General features: G+C 39.3%; 14 protein-coding genes and 1 tRNA gene. 12 read left to right on the forward strand and 3 right to left on the reverse strand.

Features of this window, described 5'->3' with window-relative positions; all coding sequences use genetic code 11:
- The first annotated feature begins 45 nt into the window (after positions 1 to 45).
- Positions 46 to 1,692, forward strand: a complete 1,647-nt coding sequence (gene pgi, locus SKC37_RS03910) for a glucose-6-phosphate isomerase (protein ID WP_377980199.1) — start codon at positions 46 to 48, stop codon at positions 1,690 to 1,692.
- Here pgi and hisS read toward each other — a convergent pair whose 3' ends face one another.
- Positions 1,693 to 3,054, reverse strand: coding sequence for a histidine--tRNA ligase (gene hisS, locus SKC37_RS03915; RefSeq protein ID WP_377980200.1), 1,362 nt, complete (start codon positions 3,052 to 3,054; stop codon positions 1,693 to 1,695).
- A 91-nt stretch (positions 3,055 to 3,145) separates the two neighbouring features.
- Here hisS and SKC37_RS03920 point away from each other — a divergent pair, with 91 nt between their 5' ends.
- The 11 genes from SKC37_RS03920 to SKC37_RS03970 all read left to right on the forward strand — a co-directional run bounded on the left by SKC37_RS03920 (position 3,146) and on the right by SKC37_RS03970 (position 13,642).
- Positions 3,146 to 3,289, forward strand: coding sequence for a hypothetical protein (locus SKC37_RS03920; protein ID WP_201737843.1), 144 nt, complete (start codon positions 3,146 to 3,148; stop codon positions 3,287 to 3,289).
- Positions 3,290 to 3,358: 69 nt separating this feature from the next.
- The gene (locus tag SKC37_RS03925; RefSeq protein WP_377980201.1) at positions 3,359 to 4,114 is read left to right on the forward strand and encodes a 3-keto-disaccharide hydrolase; all 756 of its coding nucleotides are present in this window, start codon (positions 3,359 to 3,361) and stop codon (positions 4,112 to 4,114) included.
- Between the two features lie 61 nt (positions 4,115 to 4,175).
- The gene (locus SKC37_RS03930; protein ID WP_377980202.1) at positions 4,176 to 4,940 is read left to right on the forward strand and encodes a class I SAM-dependent methyltransferase; all 765 of its coding nucleotides are present in this window, start codon (positions 4,176 to 4,178) and stop codon (positions 4,938 to 4,940) included.
- A 1-nt stretch (position 4,941) separates the two neighbouring features.
- Positions 4,942 to 6,231: an aminopeptidase P family protein gene (locus tag SKC37_RS03935; protein WP_377980203.1), complete on the forward strand. Its 1,290-nt coding sequence runs from the start codon at positions 4,942 to 4,944 to the stop codon at positions 6,229 to 6,231.
- A 75-nt stretch (positions 6,232 to 6,306) separates the two neighbouring features.
- Positions 6,307 to 8,094 (forward strand): translation elongation factor 4, encoded by a 1,788-nt coding sequence (lepA, locus tag SKC37_RS03940; protein ID WP_377980204.1) that lies wholly within the window; start codon positions 6,307 to 6,309, stop codon positions 8,092 to 8,094.
- A 74-nt stretch (positions 8,095 to 8,168) separates the two neighbouring features.
- Entirely contained in the window at positions 8,169 to 9,803 is a 1,635-nt protein-coding gene (locus SKC37_RS03945; RefSeq protein WP_377980205.1) for a 2-oxo acid dehydrogenase subunit E2, read from the forward strand.
- A gap of 57 nt (positions 9,804 to 9,860) precedes the next feature.
- The gene (gene hisG / locus SKC37_RS03950; protein WP_377980206.1) at positions 9,861 to 10,724 is read left to right on the forward strand and encodes an ATP phosphoribosyltransferase; all 864 of its coding nucleotides are present in this window, start codon (positions 9,861 to 9,863) and stop codon (positions 10,722 to 10,724) included.
- Between the two features lie 2 nt (positions 10,725 to 10,726).
- On the forward strand, positions 10,727 to 11,989 hold the full coding sequence (gene hisD / locus SKC37_RS03955; RefSeq protein ID WP_377980207.1) for a histidinol dehydrogenase: 1,263 nt from the start codon (positions 10,727 to 10,729) through the stop codon (positions 11,987 to 11,989).
- Between the two features lie 2 nt (positions 11,990 to 11,991).
- Positions 11,992 to 13,044, forward strand: a complete 1,053-nt coding sequence (gene hisC / locus SKC37_RS03960) for a histidinol-phosphate transaminase (protein WP_377980208.1) — start codon at positions 11,992 to 11,994, stop codon at positions 13,042 to 13,044.
- 1 nt (position 13,045) lies between these two features.
- Positions 13,046 to 13,567 carry a hypothetical protein gene (locus SKC37_RS03965; RefSeq protein ID WP_377980209.1) on the forward strand — a complete coding sequence of 174 codons (522 nt, stop codon included), beginning with the start codon at positions 13,046 to 13,048 and terminating at the stop codon, positions 13,565 to 13,567.
- A 1-nt stretch (position 13,568) separates the two neighbouring features.
- Positions 13,569 to 13,642, forward strand: a tRNA-Ala gene (locus SKC37_RS03970).
- A gap of 3 nt (positions 13,643 to 13,645) precedes the next feature.
- Here the strand turns inward: SKC37_RS03970 and nspC are convergent.
- Both nspC and SKC37_RS03980 read right to left on the reverse strand, forming a co-directional pair.
- Positions 13,646 to 14,815 (reverse strand): carboxynorspermidine decarboxylase, encoded by a 1,170-nt coding sequence (gene nspC / locus SKC37_RS03975; protein ID WP_377980210.1) that lies wholly within the window; start codon positions 14,813 to 14,815, stop codon positions 13,646 to 13,648.
- Positions 14,778 to 15,992: a saccharopine dehydrogenase family protein gene (locus SKC37_RS03980; RefSeq protein WP_377980211.1), complete on the reverse strand. Its 1,215-nt coding sequence runs from the start codon at positions 15,990 to 15,992 to the stop codon at positions 14,778 to 14,780. Before SKC37_RS03980 ends, nspC begins: the two co-directional genes overlap by 38 nt.
- Positions 15,993 to 16,021 lie beyond the last annotated feature (29 nt).

A 16,021-nucleotide genomic window follows, 5' to 3' on the forward strand; every position in this document is an offset into this window, starting at 1 on the left:
TTTTATATTAAAACCGTATTTTTGTAGCTCATTAATATAATCCGCATGTTATCAACGATTAATTTTACTTCTACTGCTGCCTATAAAGCACTCTTATCAGATCAAACTCGTTTAGCATCTACTACGATTGCTGAATTATTTAAAGGGGATGCTTCAAGACAAGCTTCTTACAGCCAAACATTTAATGGCATATTTTTTGACTATTCAAAAAATCTAATCGATGCAAAGGCTTTTCAATCTTTACTTCAATTAGCCAAAGAATGTGGTTTAGAGGAAGCCATCAAAGCGCAATTTTCAGGGGATAAGATTAATCAGACTGAGGGTCGTTCCGTTTTACATACAGCTTTAAGAGCTAAATCATCCGCTTCAATCAAAGTAGATGGAGAAGATATTATCCCTAAGATTCAAGCGGTCAAAGCACAGATGAAAGAATTTTCTGAGAAAGTCATCTCAGGTGCTTGGAAAGGGTTTTCTGGCAAAGAAATTACGGATGTAGTAAACATTGGTATTGGTGGATCTGACTTAGGTCCCGTCATGGTGACTGAAGCCTTGAAACCATATAAAACAAGATTGAATGTGCACTTTGTGAGTAATGTGGACGGAACGCACATTGTAGAGACATTAAAGAAAGTGAATCCAGAAACAACCTTATTTTTAATTGCTTCTAAAACATTCACCACACAAGAGACGATGGCCAACGCTTTCTCTGCTCGAGATTGGTTCTTAGCAGCAGCTAAAGATAACGCGGCTGTTGCTAAACATTTTGTGGCTTTATCTACGAATACAAAGGCTGTGGCTGAATTTGGTATTGATACTGCGAATATGTTTGTGTTTTGGGATTGGGTAGGCGGTCGTTATTCCTTATGGTCTGCGATTGGATTATCGATCTGTTTATCTATTGGATACACACAGTTCGAGGCATTATTAGCAGGTGCTGAAGCTATGGATAGCCATTTTGCTTCAGCTTCCTTTGAAAGTAATATTCCTGTGATCTTGGGATTGTTGGGTATTTGGTATGTAAATTTCTTCAAGGCGCCTACGCACGCTATCTTGCCTTATGACCAATATATGCACCGTTTTGCAGCCTATTTCCAACAAGGAGATATGGAATCAAATGGAAAGACAATTGATCGTTCTGGCAAGCGTGTTAACTATGCAACAGGTCCAGTTATTTGGGGAGAGCCAGGTACAAACGGCCAACACGCTTTCTACCAGTTGATTCACCAAGGGACACAATTAATTCCAGCTGATTTTATTGCCCCAGCAGTAACGCAAAATAAAATAGGTAATCACCATACTTTATTAATGTCTAATTTCTTTGCGCAAACAGAAGCATTAATGAATGGTAAGTCGAAAGAAGTAGTTGTTGCTGAATTACAGAATGCTGGTTTGAGCGAGACTGAAATTGAGAAATTAGCACCATTCAAAGTGTTTGAAGGAAATAAGCCAACTAATTCATTCTTGGTAAAACAAATTGATCCAGCTACCTTGGGTTCTCTAATTGCCATGTACGAACACAAGATATTTGTCCAAGGCGTTATTTGGAACATCTTTAGCTACGACCAATGGGGTGTAGAATTAGGAAAGCAATTAGCTAATTCGATCTTACCAGAATTAGAGAATGACGAGAAAATTCATTCCCATGATTCTTCTACGAACGGATTGATCAATCAATTCAAAGCTTGGAGATAATTAGGCTTTTAATAAAGCAATCAATTCAGAGATGGAGAGCAGGTTCTGTTCTCCATTTTTCATGTCCTTTACATTCGCTTTACCCTCTTTCAATTCAGACTCCCCTATCACAGCGACATAAGCGATTTTCTTTTTATCGGCGAATTCAAACGACTTCTTGATTTTGGCAATATCTGGATAAACCTCTGCAGGAATTCCCGCTTTGCGTAATTCATTGGACATACCTAAACTAGCTTTGCGTCCAGTCTCATCGAAATAGGTAAATAGAATGGCACTTGCACTAGTTGCCATTTCAGGGAAAAGCTTTAATTCTTCCATGACATCCAAAATACGTTCGATACCAAAAGAGATTCCCACGCCTGACATATTAGGCAAACCAAAAGAACTCGTTAAATCATCATAACGACCTCCGCCCACAATAGATCCAAAAGGAAGGTCAACCGCTTTACCTTCATAGATTAAACCCGTATAATAGCTCAAGCCACGCGCTAATTTATAATCAAACACAAGATTATCGGAGGAGAATCCATTGGTTTCTGATAAAGATAAAACCTCTTTAATTTCTGCCAAACCTTGTAAACCTGTGGCATTCGTGTCAAAAAACGCAGTTAATTTGGCGATTTTCTCTTCATTCGATCCCTCGAACAAAACTAAATCTTTAATAGACTCTGTCTTATCATCTGTAAATCCATTCTGAATCAATTCCTTCGCTACATTCTCCCAACCAATCTTATCCAGTTTATCTAAGGCAACGGCAAAGGCTACAAAACGTGCACTTTCCCCTAAGCTATCTACGATACCCGCTAAAATTTTACGTGAGTTTATGTATAAGTTAACCCGAAGTTTCAATGAATGGAATATTGATTGAAATAAGGCAATAAGCTCTGCCTCATTTACTAAGGAATCGGAACCAATAATATCGGCATCGCATTGATAGAACTCGCGGTAGCGACCACGTTGTGGACGATCCGCTCTCCAAACCGGTTGAATTTGGTAGCGACGGAATGGAAAGGCTAAGTCATTTCGATTCATGGCTACAAAGCGGGCAAAGGGTACCGTTAAATCGTAGCGAAGACCTTTTTCAGAAATTTTAGAAGTTAATGATTTAGAACCAGCCTCGATATCTGAAGCTGAAACTTTGGACAAATAATCACCACTATTTAATATTTTAAATAATAATTGATCACCCTCTTCACCATACTTACCCGTCAAGGTAGACAAGTTCTCAATGGCTGGCGTTTCGATTGTTTGAAAGCCAAATCCTTGAAAATGAGTCTTTATGATGTCAAATACGTAATTACGTTTTGCCATTTCTGTAGGACCAAAATCCCTTGTACCTCGTGCGTTTGCTGGTTTCTGCATATTTCTAAAAAAACAAATTTAATTAATTATGCTATAATATTTTTGATAATAGTCGATTTTAGCTATTTTTGCAAACCAAATTATCAAAGACATGGCAGTAACTAGACTAAAACGTAAAGACAGAAGAAATAAAGCAGTAGCTAACAACAAGGTTGCAGCTATCAAAATTTTAAAAGCAAGACCTATCATCAAGTTAGTTGATGTAGAAGCTATTAAAGCTAGCTTTGCTAAATAAGAATTATATTCTTTATATTTAAACCGGTTTATGCCGGTTTTTTTATGCTTAATCCAATCCTATTCAACAATGAAAAAGACATTATTAATAATCTCAGCCCTACTTTTGTGTTCAGCAACAGTAGCACTCGCACAAGATCATCGTCACGTAAAAGTAAATCCAACCAACCCTAACGACACGGAATATTGGGAACCAAGCATTACAGTCGTAACACCTGGAGCTATTCCATCCGATGCGATCGTTTTATTTGATGGTAAAAATTTAGATAATTGGGAATCAGCAAAAGATGGCTCTCCTGCAGCTTGGAAAGTAGCTGATGGAAAAATGACCGTAGTTGGTGGCAAAGGAAATATCTCTACAAAAGAGAAATTCACGAACTATCAATTGCACATCGAGTGGCAATCCCCTATCGAACCTGAAACGTTGAAAAGCCAAGGAAAAGGAAACAGTGGTGTATTCATGCAAGGAATGTATGAAGTTCAAGTGATGAACTCGTATCAAAACCCGACATACCGCAACGGTCAAGCAGGCGCAATATACAAGCAAACACCTCCTTTAGTAAATGCTACTTCTAAAATGGGCGATTGGAATACCTACGATATCATTTATACCGCTCCCGTATTTACTACGAATGGGGGAATTGAAACGCCGGCCTATGTAACAGTAATTCACAATGGCATTGTAGTTCAAAACCACACCAAAATTCAAGGTACGACTGAATATATTGGACAACCTTTAAATCCAGTTCACGGACCAGGACCCATTAGCTTACAAGATCACGGAAACGCGGTAAGCTTCCGTAATATTTGGTTAAGAAAAATGTAATTAATTTCTTAATTTTGAAGGGAAGGTTTTAAACATAAAAGCCTTCCCTTTTTTTGTTTCTATGAAATACATCATTAGCTGGGTTTTACGATTTATCCCGAGAAAATTCATTCAATTATTTGCCCACAGACTTATCAAAATATACAGTATTTTCTTAACCGGGAATAAGGTTTATTGTCCCGTTTGTGACCATTCTTTTCGTCATTTCCTGCCCTACGGTCGATTGACACCTCGGGAAAATGCCCTTTGTCCATCCTGCTTAAGTTTAGAGCGTCATCGGTTGATGTATTTGTATCTGAAGAATGAGACATCGTTTTTTACAGAAAAGCCTAAATTATTACATATCGCTCCGGAATATTGTTTTATCGAACGTTTTGAGAAGCATTTAGGCGATCAATATATTACAGCTGATATCGAAAGCCCACTGGCAAAAGTAAAAATGGATTTACATGATATTCCATTTGAAGACAACACATTTGATGCGGTATTCTGTAATCACGTGTTAGAACATGTAAATGACGATGTGCGTTGTATGCAGGAAATCAGAAGGGTATTAAAGCCGACTGGTTTTGCTTTATGCCAAAGTCCACAAAGATACGATCTGGCAACGACCTATGAAGATGCCAGCATCACAGATCCACGGGAACGCGAAATTCATTTCCTACAAGACGATCATTTGCGCATCTATGGACGTGATTATGGTACACAATTAGAAAAGTCTGGATTTACAGTAGAACCCATTAATTTAATAGAGAAATTAGGTTTGTCAGAAAGCCAAAGAATGGCATTGCCACTAGAAGAGATTATTTACGTTTGTCGCAAATAAGATGAGATATACTCCATTTTCAGTTGAATTATTTAAAAAGAATCGGGCCAAATTGTACGCACAATTACCCCCTAAATCAATCGTGGTTGTTAGTTCCAACGACATCATGCCCACGAATGCCGACGGGACAATGGGATTCAGACAAAACAGTGATTTGTTTTACTTATCCGGTTTAGATCAAGAGGAAACCTTTTTGATCTTGTATCCAGATGCTCCAGAAGCACAATGGAGAGAAATCGCCTTTGTTCGCGAGACATCTGAATTGATTGAAATTTGGGAAGGACATAAATATACCAAAGAAGAGGCAACTCAAACTTCCGGGATTAAGAACATCCAATGGTCGTCTAATTTTGAGCAACTTTTAAAAACACTTGTTTACTCCGCAAATCATATCTACTTAACTGATAATGAGCACTTACGTAATGCTTCAGTGGTTCAGACACAGAATGCGCGCTTAGGTATAAATATCCGAAATACGTATCCAAATCATGCGATAGGTCGCCTTGCTCCTATTTTGAGTGATTTACGCATGCTAAAGGAGCCTGAAGAATTGCAAGCCTTACAAGTCGCTTGCGATATAACAGATAAAGGATTCAGACGCGTATTGAATTTCACTAAACCAGGTGTAACTGAATACGAGATTGAAGCAGAATTTATTCATGAATTCACGCGCAATCGATCAGAAGGTTTTGCTTATACTCCAATTATTGCTTCTGGTGCTAACGCGTGCGTGCTACATTACATTGACAATGCACTTCCTTGCAGGGATGGAGATATGCTATTATTAGATGTAGGAGCCTCTTATGCGAATTACAATGCAGATATGACGCGTACAATTCCAGTAAATGGCCGTTTCAGTCCTAGACAGAAGCATGTGTACCAAGCAGTACATTCCGTATTAAATTATGCAACCGAAATCATGCAGCCTGGCGTGTTTTGGGTAGATTACCAAAAAGAGGTCGAGCGCTTCATGGAAGGGCAATTAATCGATCTAGGTTTATTCTCCCGTGCTGATGTAGAAAAACAAAATCCGGCTAATCCATTGTTTAAGAAATACTTTATGCACGGAGTAGCCCATCATTTAGGCTTAGATGTGCATGATGTTTGGGATAAATACAAACCTTTTCAAGAAGGAATGGTTCTTACCTGTGAGCCTGGTATATATATCCAGGAGGAAGGATTAGGAATAAGATTAGAGAACAACTTAGTCATTCAATCAGGTACAAATATCAATCTGATGAAAAATATTCCGTTAGATTGGGAGGAAATTGAAGATTTAATGAATCAATAAAACGGGTTAAATGCCTTGTTTTGGCTATATTTGTAGCTTAGTTTAAGGGGAAGCCCTAAGGAGAAATAATTCTATATGAAACACCTGCGTAATTTTTGCATCATTGCCCATATTGACCACGGTAAAAGTACATTGGCCGATCGATTAATTGAATTCACCAATACCGTTCAAAAGCGCGATATGATGAATCAATTGCTCGATGATATGGATTTAGAGCGTGAACGCGGTATTACCATTAAGTCTCACGCGATTCAAATGCAATACCCTAAAGATGGGGAATTGTATACATTTAACTTGATTGACACGCCAGGACACGTCGATTTCTCTTACGAAGTATCCCGTTCCATTGCGGCATGCGAAGGTGCATTGTTAATTGTAGATGCATCCCAAGGTATTGAGGCGCAGACTATTTCTAATTTATACTTAGCAATTAGTCATGATCTTGAAATCATTCCAGTATTAAATAAGATCGATTTACCTGGCGCGATGCCGGAGGAGGTTTCAGACCAAATTATCGATTTAATTGGCTGTAAAAAAGAAGATATCATTCACGCCTCTGGTAAGGAAGGAATTGGTATTCAAGATATTTTAGATGCGGTTGTAGCTAGAATCCCTGCTCCTAAAGGGGAACCTGAAGCGCCATTACAAGCCTTGATCTTTGACTCTACGTTTAACTCTTACCGCGGTATTGAGGTTATTTTCCGTGTGTATAATGGGGAAATTAGAAAAGGAGATAAAGTTAAGTTCATTAATACGGGTAAAGAATACTACGCGGATGAAATTGGTACACTGGGATTAGAACAAGAACCCAAACAAATCATTAAAACGGGTGATGTAGGTTACCTGATTTCTGGTATTAAAGAGGCGAAGGAAGTAAAAGTGGGTGATACGATCACACATGTAGCAAATCCTACCCAATCTGCGATTCAAGGTTTTGAAGAAGTAAAACCGATGGTTTTCGCCGGTATTTATCCAGTAGAAACATCGGAATTTGAGGATTTGCGCGATGCGATGGAGAAGCTTCAGTTAAATGATGCCTCTTTAGTGTGGGAGCCAGAGACTTCGGCTGCCTTAGGATTCGGTTTCCGTTGTGGTTTCTTAGGCATGTTGCACATGGAAATTGTGCAAGAACGCTTAGAACGCGAATTTGATATGACGGTAATCACGACGGTTCCATCCGTTAAATTTAAGGTGATCACTACCGCAAATGAAGAGCTATGGGTTTCTGCACCAGCGGATTTACCAGAACCGAATTTGATTAACATCATCGAGGAACCCTATATTAAAGCACAAATTATTACGAAATCTGAGTATACGGGGGTCATTATGAGCCTTTGTATGGATAAGCGAGGTATTTTGGTGAATCAAATCTACCTGACGACGGATCGTGTTGAATTAACGTTCGATATGCCCTTATCTGAGGTGGTATTTGACTTCTTTGATCGTTTAAAGACAATTTCTAGGGGTTATGCCTCACTAGATTACGAATACAAGGATTACGAGCCAGGTGAAATGGTGAAGCTTGATATCATGTTAAATGGTGACAAGGTGGATGCCCTATCTGCTATCGTACACCGTGACAAGGCGTATGACTGGGGTAAACGTTTATGTGAGAAATTACGTGAATTGATCCCGAGACAACAATTTGAAATTGCGATTCAGGCGGCGATTGGACAGAAAATCATTGCTCGTGAGACGGTGAAAGCGTTACGTAAGGATGTTTTGGCCAAATGTTATGGTGGAGACATCTCTCGTAAACGTAAATTATTAGAGAAGCAGAAGAAAGGAAAGAAACGTATGCGCCAAGTGGGTAATGTAGAAATTCCACAAGAGGCATTTATGGCGGTTCTTAAACTAGATTAATACAGAATAATTATCACATAAAATTTTTAAAAACAGGGTTTAAAGCGTAATTTTAAACTTTCAAACAAAATAAGATGGCTGAAATTATTAGAATGCCCAAGATGAGCGACACGATGTTAGAAGGTGTGATCGCTAATTGGCTTAAAAAAGAAGGTGACGTTATTAAATCTGGAGACATTATTGCGGAAGTCGAGACCGACAAAGCGACAATGGAACTTGAGAATTACGAAGACGGTACTTTATTATATATCGGTGTAAAAGTAGGCGAAGCGGTTCCTGTAGATGGAATTATTGCGATCGTAGGTACACCAGGTGAAGATTATTCAGCTCTTTTAGCTGCACCGGCTGCTGCTACATCTCCTGCTACATCTCCTGCTCCAGTAGCATCTGAACCTGTTGCCGCAACAGCTGCACCAGTAGCACAAGCACCAGCTGCAACTCCTGCCATCGATTTAAGCGGTGTAAAAGCTGTGGCAGTTCGTATGCCTAAAATGAGTGATACCATGATCGAGGGTGTCATCGCTAAATGGTTAAAAGCCGTAGGCGATGTAATCAAGAATGGAGATATCATTGCGGAAGTAGAAACAGATAAGGCAACGATGGAATTAGAGAACTATGAAGATGGTACTCTTTTATATATCGGCGCAAAAGAAGGACAAGGTGTCATCGTAGATGGTATTATTGCTATTGTAGGTGAGCCAGGTGCTAATTTCCAGTTAATCTTAGATGCAGAAGCGGCTCCTAAAGCGAGTACTCCTGCACCAGCGCCAGCAGCTCCTGCAGCTGCCCCAGTAGCAAGTGCACCAGCGCCTGCAATTACTAAGGCTCCCGTAGTCGAAGAAAAAACAGCTTCTAAACCAGGTGCAGAATTGAAGGCTAGTCCTTTGGCTCGTGCTTTGGCAAAAGAAAAAGGGTATAACTTAAACTGGATCACGGGAACGGGTGAAGGTGGACGTATCACGAAAGCAGACGTGGAAGAATACAATCCTAATTCAGGTGGCGCAAATGCGAACTTCACTGGAGGAGTAGAAAGCTTCGAGGATATTCCAAACAGCCAAATGCGCAAAACCATCGCGCGTCGTTTATCAGAATCTAAATTCAGCGCTCCTGAATTCTATCTAACGATGGAAATCAACATGGACAAAGCAATGGAAGCACGTGTGAGCATGAATGAAACATTCCCAGTGAAGATTTCATTTAACGACATGGTGATTAAGGCTACTGCCCTATCCCTTGCGAAACACCCGAAAGTAAATTCTTACTGGATGGAAGACCGTATCCGTGTGAACAAACACGTACACATTGGTATGGCTGTCGCAGTGGAAGACGGTTTATTAGTTCCTGTTATCCGTTTTGCATCAGAAAAGTCGATCGCACAAATCTCTGCAGAAGCTAAAGATTTAGGTGCTAAGGCGAAAGGTAAATTATTGCAACCGAAAGATTGGGAAGGTAATACGTTTACGGTTTCTAACTTAGGTATGTTCGGTATTGATCAATTTACTTCGATCATCAACTCGCCAGAGTCTTGTATTCTAGCGGTAGGTGGAATTAAAGAAACCGTAGGTGTGAAGAATGGTCAATTCTATGCCACCAACATTATGAAATTAACTTTGACTTGTGATCATCGCGTGGTAGATGGTGCAACTGGAGCTGCGTTCCTGTTAACCCTGAAACAATACCTAGAGGACCCAATCAAAATGTTTTTATAAAATTGATTCTGCAAGCCTCGAATAACCTCGAGGCTTGCTTTTTTTAGAATAAATACGATGAGCACAAACAATATCAGAATTGCGGTACAGAAGTCAGGACGACTTAGCGATGACTCTTTGAAATTATTCAAGGAGTGTGGCATTAAGTTTGAGTCCGGTGGTTCTAAGCTTCGTTCAATTTCGAGCAACTTCCCGATTGAATTTCTATTCCTACGTGACGACGATATTCCGGGTTATGTAGAAGATGGTGTAGCTGATTTAGGCGTAGTAGGTCTAAACGTTTTAATGGAACATACACGCAAAGTGGATATCGTTAAAGAATTAGGCTTTTCTAAATGCCGCCTTTCATTAGCTATCCCTCGTGGCGAGAACTACTCTGATTTAAAACAGTTCGAGGGTAAAAGCATTGCTACTTCGTATCCGAACCTTACAAATCAATTCCTACTAAAGAACGGTGTTAAGGCTGAAATGCACGAGATCTCAGGTTCAGTAGAAATTGCTCCTAGTATTGGTTTAGCAGAGGGTATTTGCGACATCGTTTCTACTGGAGGCACGCTATTAAGCAATGGCCTTAAAGAAGTGGCTACGGTTTTCCAAAGTCAAGCTGTGATGATTGCAAACGCGACCTTATCTGCAGAAAAACAAGCTATTTTAGATAAACTATTATTTAGAATTGACTCGGTTCAAAGAGGCCAAAATGCGAAATACGTGGTTTTAAACGTACAAGAGCAAAACATTGACAAAGTGACTGCTTTATTACCCGGAATGAAGTCTCCTTCAGTATTGCCATTAACTACGAAAGGCTGGTTCTCTTTGCATTCGGTGATTGAAGAAAATGACTTTTGGAATATCATTGAAAACCTGCGTGATGCAGGTGCTGAAGGTATTTTAGTTTTACCAATTGAGAAAATGATTTTATAATCATGTTTACACAAATCAATTATCCTTCTCGCTTAGATTATGCAGCTATATGTCAGCGTCCGGCTTTAGAGCAGGGACAATTAGACGCCTTGATTTCTGACGTTTTTCGTCAGGTTAGATCGAAAGGCGATCAAGCCTTACGTGAATTAACGGCGACCTACGAAAAAAGGGAGATTACAGATATATTATATACGGCAGCAGAAATTGAAGATTTAGCCTCAAAAACAGATATAGCATTACAAAAGGCAATCGATCATGCCTACGCTAATATTTATGCCTTTCACGCGGCACAAAAGTTAGTTCCCAATAAAATTGAAGTTAATCCAGGTGTGGTTTGTTGGCAAAAAGCCACAGGCATCGATAAAGTAGGAATCTACATTCCTGGAGGAACCGCTCCCCTATTTTCAACCGTATTAATGTTAGCCATTCCGGCTCGCATCGCTGAATGTCAGGAAGTAGTTTTATGTACTCCTGCTACTCACCCTGCTATTTTCTACGCTGCTAAATTATGTGGCGTAACCAAGATGGCCAAAATAGGTGGTTCACAAGCTATAGCCGCATTAAGCCTAGGAACTGAAAGCGTACCGAAGGTATATAAAATCTTTGGCCCAGGAAATCAATATGTTACCGCCGCTAAAATGTATGCCAACCGATTAGGCACAGCAATTGATATGCCGGCTGGACCATCAGAAGTAGCTGTATATGCTGATCACACGGCTAATCCAGCTTATATCGCCTCCGATTTGTTATCACAAGCAGAACATGGGGCAGACTCTCAAGTTATATTAATTAGTACGTCTTCTGATATCGTGGAAAAAACGATCACAGAAATCAAAATTCAATTAGCTGAATTACCTAGAAAAGACCTGGCTGAGAAAGCGCTAGCTAATTCTAAATTCATTTTAGTGAATACTTCAGCAGAAGCTATTGACTTATTAAACGAATACGCCGCAGAACACTTGATTTTAGCTTGTGACGATGCAGAAGAATTCTCAGGGTACATTAGAAATGCAGGATCTATCTTCTTAGGTAATTATACACCCGAGTCTGCAGGTGATTATGCTTCAGGAACTAACCACACCTTACCAACGAATGGATTTGCGAGAGCCTATTCTGGGGTTAATTTGGATTCCTTCACAAAGAAAATTACCTTACAATCCATTTCTAAACAAGGTTTGGAGCAATTAGGCAAGACAATTATTGATATGGCTGAAGCTGAATCACTTCAGGCTCATGCAAATGCTGTTAAAATTAGAATCAACTAAATATGAATTTCGAAAACTTCATATTACCTCATATTTGGAACCTAAAGCCTTATTCATCAGCAAGAGATGAGTTCAAAGGTAAAGAGGGAGTGTTTCTAGATGCGAATGAAAATCCAGTAGGTTCAGGAGTATCTGAAAATTGGAATCGCTATCCTGATCCTTTGCAATTAGCCATTAAGGAACAATTAGCTAACATTAAATCCTGCTCAACGGATCAAATTTTCCTAGGAAATGGTTCAGATGAGGCTATCGATTTAATCATGCGAATGACATGTCAATCAGGTGTCCACAATATTATACTGTGCCCACCTACCTATGGCATGTATGAGGTGAGCGCATCGATTAATCATATCGAACAACGCAAGGTTAGTTTAACTCAGCATTATCAATTAGATGTGGAGGGAATATTACAGACGGTTGATCAAAATTCACGTTTGCTATTCCTTTGTTCACCTAATAATCCGACCGGGAATAAATTGAATCGCTCGGATATTTATACGCTAATAGAATCCTTTAAAACAGGATTTGTCATCATTGACGAAGCCTATATCGATTTTTCTGATGAACCTAGTTTTATTTTAGAATTAGCGAAATACCCTCATGTCATTGTAATGCAGACGCTTTCCAAAGCCTATGGGTTAGCTTCCCTGAGATTAGGTATGGCTTTTGCTCATCCCACTATTATCAACTTATTAAATAAAATCAAACCACCCTATAATATTGGCGGAGCGACACAGGAGATCGTTTACAAAGCGCTTGGCAATAAATCTTTTAAGGAAGGAGCTGTTCAATTAATTTTATCAGAGCGGTCTCGTTTAATAGAATCTCTTCATAAAATTCCAGAAGTGGTTCAGATTTACCCATCAGATGCAAACTTTATACTAGTGCATTTTAAGCGAGCCAATCAGCTATTTAATTTTTTAATTGAGTCAAAGCTAATCACCAGAAACCGAAGTTCTGTCGCTTTATGTGAAGATTCTATTCGCATTACCGTTGGTTTGTCGTCAGAAAACGATAAATTAGTTGATCTAATCTCAAAATTCTATTCAGCTTAAGATGTTGAAGCGCCTATTTCTCTTCTTACTTTTATTGACCCCTCTTTCCACTGTTAAAGCGCAGATGAAAGATTGGGCAGCAGGTTTTAGAGTGGGTGAACCAGGAGGATTTATGATTAAACGTTACTTGCCCAACGGAAGAAATGCAGTGGAATTTAATTTTGGAAGTTATGGTGGTCTTTGGGGGACAAATCGCTCCTATCAAAATGGATCATTTCAGAATATAGGATTCTCTATGAATGCCTTGTATTTATGGCATCGCCCTACCCTAGTCAATTCAGATTTACATTATTATTACGGAGCTGGCCCACAGTTTGTATCTAGAAATCTATTTACAGACAATTCCATTTACCCTGAAACGAAACGTGGATTAGGGGCGGCAGGAGTAGCTGGAATGGAATATTTCCCTATCGATGCACCTAATCTTTCCTTTTTTGCGGAGCTTGGATTGTATTCTGAAATACTACCGAACCCATTTTTCCTACATATTCAGGGTGGATTAGGAGTTAAGGTTAATTTTTAATGGGGATGTAGCTCAGTTGGCTAGAGCGCTTGCATGGCATGCAAGAGGTCGTCGGTTCGAGACCGATCTTCTCCACAATTACAGTCGATCCTTAAAGGATTCGTATCCGAAAGACTTCAGTAGGTGGAATTGTTCATCCCTATCTAATTTACCGATACTTGGTAAATTAACACCATTAAATGTAGTAGTTTTCACCATCGTATAGTGAATCATATCTTCTAAAATGATTTCATCCCCTATTTGCAATTCCTTTTCAAACGAGTAATCGCCATAGAAATCCCCTGCTAAACAAGTCATACCGCCAAAACGATACGTGGGCTTTCCTGTTTCAGGTTCTGAATTCGCTCCTCTTATCCGAGGTTTATAGGGCATTTCTAACGTATCAGGCATATGAGCTGCAAAAGACACATCTAAAATGGCCACCGTTATTCCAGCAGATTCGACTATATCCAAAACCGTTGATTTTAAAAAGCCAGTCTGCCAGCCTACTGCTGATCCTGGCTCAAGGATAATCTGAAGGTTCGGGTATTTTAGGCGAATCCCTTTTAATAATCCGATTAAATGATTGACATCGTAATCAGCTCGTGTAATCAAGTGTCCTCCTCCTAAATTTAACCATTTCAAAGAAGGTAATAAATCACCAAATTTCTCTTCAATTACCGCTAAAGTACGTTCTAATACAAATGAATCATTCTCACACAAAGTATGTGAATGTAATCCATCAATACCTGCCGGCAAATCCCCTAGATCAGAACGACGAATACCTAAACGTGAACCAGCCACACAGGGATTATACATATCTGTTTCTACTTCTGCATACTCTGGATTAATACGTAATCCACAAGAAATACCTGCAGCATGGGCCCTATCTTTATATTGATGATACTGATTCAGGGAATTAAAGGTAATATGGCCTGCATAAGAGGAGAGTTCTTTCCATTCTGCTTCTAAATAAGCTGGAGAATACACGTGAGGCTTCATTCCCATTTCCTCAAAAGCTAGACGAGCCTCATGCAAAGAACTCGCTGTAGCACCTGCTAAATATTGTTTTATTAATGGAAATTCATGGTAAAATGAAAACCCTTTTAATGCACAAATAATCTCAATACCAGCCTCCTGTTGAACTCGTTTCAAAAGATCTAGATTTGAAATCAACAAATTTTCCTCCAATACGTAACAAGGAGATGGAATCGAAGGATAATAAGTCATGTTAATATTCGTGAGGTAAAGTGATGTTATGTTGCTCATCCCATGGTAAACCATGAATGTTCAATAATTCCATAAATGGATCTGGGTTGAATTCTTCCACATTAAATACACCTGGAGCAAACCAAGAACCATCAATCATTAATGAAGCACCAATCATGGCTGGAACTCCTGTAGTATAACTAACCCCTTGTGCCTGTACTTCTTTGTAACAGTCTGCATGATGGCAGTTGTTCCAAACATAGTAGGTAGCATCCTTTCCATCTTTGATACCTTTGATTTGGCAACCGATAGAAGTTTGACCTGAATAATTTTCACCTAAGGTTCCTGGCTCCGGTAAAACTGCCTTAAGGAATTCCAAAGGGACGATATCCATTCCATTGAACTTAATAGGCGCAATAGAAGTCATTCCTACATTTTGAAGTACCTCTAAGTGCGTTAAATAAGCTTGTCCAAACGTCATCCAGAAACGAGCACGTTTCAACGTAGGAAAATTCTTTGTTAAAGACTCTAATTCTTCGTGGTAAAGAACATAAGATTCTTTCGGTCCTATGTTCGGGTAATCGATAGGCTTGTGAATAGACATCGGTTCAATCTCAATCCATTCCCCATTTTCCCAGTATTTACCTTTCTGCGTAATCTCGCGAATATTTATCTCCGGGTTAAAATTAGTAGCGAAAGCTTTTCCATGATCACCAGCATTACAATCAATGATATCCAAATAATGCATCTCATCGAAATAGTGCTTATTAGCATAAGCTGTGTAAACACCCGTAACACCTGGATCAAATCCACAACCTAATAAGGCCATTAAGCCTGCTTTCTTAAATTTCTCTTGGTAGGCCCATTGCCACGAATATTCGAACTTCGCAACATCTTTCGGTTCGTAATTCGCTGTATCTAAATAGTGAACACCAGCCTCAAGACAAGCATCCATAATCGTTAGATCTTGGTATGGTAAAGCCACATTGATAACTAAAAATGGCTTTTCTTCTTTGAACAAAGCCACCAATTCCGGTACATTATCTGCATCCACCTGACGTGTTTTCACGGCAGTTGGTAAACCGATCGCAGCACACTCAGCGGCAATGGCATCACATTTTGATAAAGTACGAGAAGCTAGAACTATCTCAGAAAAGGAAGCAGGATTCATCGCGCATTTCTTCACGACTACATTACCCACACCACCAGCACCAATAATTACAATTTTTTTAGACATAGCATTTTAAAAAGAAATGCAAAAATAGA

Source organism: Aquirufa esocilacus (genome assembly GCF_042715595.1).
Taxonomy (GTDB): Bacteria; Bacteroidota; Bacteroidia; order Cytophagales; family Spirosomataceae; genus Aquirufa; species Aquirufa esocilacus.

Bases quoted from the DNA above. Each gene is read 5' to 3' on its own strand.
- pgi (WP_377980199.1), top strand. From the start codon at position 46: ATGTTATCAACGATTAATTTTACTTCTACTGCTGCCTATAAAGCACTC.
- lepA (WP_377980204.1), top strand. From the start codon at position 6,307: ATGAAACACCTGCGTAATTTTTGCATCATTGCCCATATTGACCACGGT.
- hisC (WP_377980208.1), top strand. From the start codon at position 11,992: ATGAATTTCGAAAACTTCATATTACCTCATATTTGGAACCTAAAGCCT.
- SKC37_RS03945 (WP_377980205.1), top strand. From the start codon at position 8,169: ATGGCTGAAATTATTAGAATGCCCAAGATGAGCGACACGATGTTAGAA.
- SKC37_RS03930 (WP_377980202.1), top strand. From the start codon at position 4,176: ATGAAATACATCATTAGCTGGGTTTTACGATTTATCCCGAGAAAATTC.
- SKC37_RS03935 (WP_377980203.1), top strand. From the start codon at position 4,942: ATGAGATATACTCCATTTTCAGTTGAATTATTTAAAAAGAATCGGGCC.
- hisG (WP_377980206.1), top strand. From the start codon at position 9,861: ATGAGCACAAACAATATCAGAATTGCGGTACAGAAGTCAGGACGACTT.
- SKC37_RS03920 (WP_201737843.1), top strand. From the start codon at position 3,146: ATGGCAGTAACTAGACTAAAACGTAAAGACAGAAGAAATAAAGCAGTA.
- SKC37_RS03965 (WP_377980209.1), top strand. From the start codon at position 13,046: ATGTTGAAGCGCCTATTTCTCTTCTTACTTTTATTGACCCCTCTTTCC.
- hisD (WP_377980207.1), top strand. From the start codon at position 10,727: ATGTTTACACAAATCAATTATCCTTCTCGCTTAGATTATGCAGCTATA.
- nspC (WP_377980210.1), bottom strand. From the start codon at position 14,815: ATGAGCAACATAACATCACTTTACCTCACGAATATTAACATGACTTAT.
- SKC37_RS03980 (WP_377980211.1), bottom strand. From the start codon at position 15,992: ATGTCTAAAAAAATTGTAATTATTGGTGCTGGTGGTGTGGGTAATGTA.
- hisS (WP_377980200.1), bottom strand. From the start codon at position 3,054: ATGCAGAAACCAGCAAACGCACGAGGTACAAGGGATTTTGGTCCTACA.
- SKC37_RS03925 (WP_377980201.1), top strand. From the start codon at position 3,359: ATGAAAAAGACATTATTAATAATCTCAGCCCTACTTTTGTGTTCAGCA.